The organism is Actinosynnema sp., assembly GCF_052038725.1.
The window spans coordinates 1-2,801 of sequence record NZ_JBQGCX010001012.1 but is presented as its reverse complement, the minus strand read 5'-3'; the positions used below and the strand labels follow the sequence as shown (position 1 = coordinate 2,801).

Below are 2,801 nucleotides of genomic sequence, written 5' to 3'. Positions count from 1 at the left end.
GGGGCGCCCCCCCGGCGGCCCCCCCCCCCCCCCCCACCCCCGGGGCCCCCGCCCCGCCCCACCCCGGGGGGGGCCCGCCGCCCTCGGTCCGTCGTGGGGAAGCCTTCGGCCGCGGTCGGCGGCGCCCCCGGCGGGGTTCGCTCAGAAGGCTCGCACGTTCTGGGCCTGCGGCCCCTTCGTGCCCTGGCCGATCTCGAACTCCACCCGCTGGTTCTCCTCCAGCGTGCGGAACCCGTTGCCCTGGATCTCCGAGTAGTGCACGAAGACGTCAGGTCCGCCGTTGGACTGGGCGATGAAGCCGTAGCCCTTCTCAGCGTTGAACCACTTGACAGTGCCCTCTGCCATCCGCCTGCCTCCATCGCAGGAAAGCTTGGGGCTGCACGGTGCGGCCCCGGCCGTCCCGGGGGCGTTCCCCCCGCCGACGCAAGCGGGGAGAGGCACGCCCGCGTGTTGTTCCGCGAGCGTGTGACACGACACAGAAACCACGGCCTGCGCAGGCGAGAGTATCGGGACAACCCCGCCAGCACTACCGAGTGCGAGGAACTATCACTTCTGAGTGATCACTTTTCGGTGACCGCGGGTGGCTCGGGCAGGGCGATGTCCGCGCTGCCGAGGTTGCGGTCCAGTGCCGCCTTCCACTCCCCGGTGCTCACCATCTTCTCGATCGCCGAGGCCACCTTGCCCCTGCCCGCGGCGTCGTCCTTGGCCAGGCCGATGCCGTAGCGCTCGGTGGTGAAGGGCTCGCCCGCGAGCTTGAGCAGCTCCGGGTTCTGCCCGACGAAGCCGGTCAGGATGGCCTCGTCCGTGGTCACGGCGTCGACCTTCTCCGCGAGCAGGGCGGTCACGCAGTCCGAGTACTGGCCGTACTCGACCAGCTCGACGTCCTGCGCGAACTCCTCCTTGACCTTCGCCGCCGAGGTCGTGCCGGTCACCGAGCACAGCTTCTTCCCGCTGAGCGCGTCGGTGCCGGTGATGGCCTCCTCGGTCGCGCGGACCAGCAGGCCCTGCCCGGTCTGGAAGTACGGACCCGCGAAGCCCACCTGCTGCTTGCGCGGCTCGGTGATCGAGTAGTTCGCGACCACCAGGTCGACCTCGCCGGAGGCGATCAGCTTCTCGCGGTCGGCGGGCCGGACCTCGCGCCAGGTGATGCCCGAGGGCTGCACGTCGAACTGGGCGGCGACGTACTTGGCCACGTCGACGTCGAAGCCGACGAACTCGCCGTCGATCCGCCGCTGGGACATGCCGGGCAGGTCGTAGCGGATGCCGATGGTGAGGGCGCCGTCGTCCGCCTTGCCCTCCAGGGTGCCCTGGTCCGCGCTCCCGCAGGCGGCCGTCGCCGCCAGGACCGCAGACCCCGTGATCGCCATGACCAGCTTCCGGTAACGCATCCGCTCGCACGCCTCTCGTCGTCCGGGAACGTGGTGCGGATCGCGCACCAAGCCGCCAGCAATGCTAAGCAGCCGGGTCCGAATGCCGGCTGTGCGGTACGTCTCAAAAGCGCAACGACATACCCCTTATGGAGCAACAAAGGGGTTGTTCGCACCCTTCCCGAACGCGTCCGGATGTGCTTCCAGGGGGTGGGGGTCAGGGGCGTTGGGGATCGGGTCAGGGCTGGGGCAGCAGCGCCCGGCGCGGGACCACGGCCAGGCCGCCGCGCCGGATCGCCCGCGTCACGTGCCCGCCCGGCACGCTCCACCGCAGCGGCGCGGGCACGAACCTGGCCGCCGCCCGCAGGCCGCGCAGCAGCCGGGTCGCCCGCTCCGCCGGGTAGGCGGGGCGGCCGTGCAGGGCGATCGCCCAGTCCGGCAGCAGCGAGTACGCCAGGCGCCCCAGCAGCGGCTCGTACACCGCCAGCGCGTGCCGCAGCGGTCCGGGCAGCGGCGGGCGGCGCAGGAACTCGCGCACCAGCTCGGAGTCGGCGGACCGGCGCAGCCGCGGGCGCACCCCGGCGAAGTACTCGGCCAGCTCGCCCGCGCTGCCCGGCACGTCCCGCGCCCGCAGCCCGACCAGCTCGGCCGCGCGCCGCTGCTCCCGGTAGTACCGGTCGACCTGGGCGGGGCTGAGCCGGTAGCCCGCGCGGCGCACCACGGTCGCGAACGAGGACACCTCGGCGCAGTGCACCCACAGCAGCAGGTCCGGCTCGTCGAGCGGGAACGCGCGGCCGTGCTCGTCGGTGGCGCGCAGCGCCCGGTGCACCGCCCTGACCCGCCGGGCGGCGCGCTCGGCCTGGTCGGTGGTGCCGTAGGTGGTGACGCCGACGAAGCTCGCGGTGCGGACGAGCCTGCCCAGCGGGTCGCTCCGGAAGTCGGAGTTCTGCACCACTCCCGCGACCGCGCGCGGGTGCAGCGCCTGGAGGTGCAGGCTGGTGATCCCCGCGACCCACATCGCCGGGTCGGCGTGGAGCTGCCAGGTGACCGTCATCGGGCCGAGCAGTCCTTGGTCCACGCACGCCATGGTGCTCCAGGCGCTGCCCGTCCGGGCAGACCTCGTCCCCCCGACGCGCCGCACCCTTGCGGGCGAGGCGCTCGTTGCCCGGAGTGGGTGAAGAATCGTCCAGCGGTAACGGATGGCCGCTGACCAGCGATTCCACGTGACACCGTGGGATGCCGTCGGGACGGGTGCGGGGGATGAGCAGTGGGAGACGGGCGCTCCTCGCCGGGGGCGTCGCGGCGGTGGCCGCCACGACGCTGGCGGTGCTGCTGATCGCCGCCGACACCCCGAGGCCGGTGGAGTCGCGCCGGATCGTCGCGCAGCCGGGCGCGGGGGTGCTCAGCGCCACCCACACGACCGACCTGCTCGGC

The 2,801-nt window shown here is 73.1% G+C and carries 3 protein-coding genes; all 3 read right to left on the bottom strand.

Annotated features, from left to right (window positions below; genetic code table 11):
* Positions 1–141: 141 nt before the first annotated feature.
* The 3 genes from ACTUAL_RS21435 to ACTUAL_RS21425 all read right to left on the bottom strand — a co-directional run bounded on the left by ACTUAL_RS21435 (position 142) and on the right by ACTUAL_RS21425 (position 2,454).
* Positions 142–345 (bottom strand): cold-shock protein, encoded by a 204-nt coding sequence (locus ACTUAL_RS21435; RefSeq protein WP_015805473.1) that lies wholly within the window; start codon positions 343–345, stop codon positions 142–144.
* A gap of 215 nt (positions 346–560) precedes the next feature.
* On the bottom strand, positions 561–1,388 hold the full coding sequence (locus ACTUAL_RS21430; protein WP_096497280.1) for a glutamate ABC transporter substrate-binding protein: 828 nt from the start codon (positions 1,386–1,388) through the stop codon (positions 561–563).
* A gap of 217 nt (positions 1,389–1,605) precedes the next feature.
* Positions 1,606–2,454, bottom strand: a complete 849-nt coding sequence (locus ACTUAL_RS21425; protein ID WP_440901502.1) for an oxygenase MpaB family protein — start codon at positions 2,452–2,454, stop codon at positions 1,606–1,608.
* Positions 2,455–2,801 lie beyond the last annotated feature (347 nt).

Coding starts and splice junctions, on each gene's coding strand:
- ACTUAL_RS21435 (WP_015805473.1), bottom strand. CDS start 345: ATGGCAGAGGGCACTGTCAAGTGGTTCAACGCTGAGAAGGGCTACGGC.
- ACTUAL_RS21425 (WP_440901502.1), bottom strand. CDS start 2,454: ATGGCGTGCGTGGACCAAGGACTGCTCGGCCCGATGACGGTCACCTGG.
- ACTUAL_RS21430 (WP_096497280.1), bottom strand. CDS start 1,388: ATGCGTTACCGGAAGCTGGTCATGGCGATCACGGGGTCTGCGGTCCTG.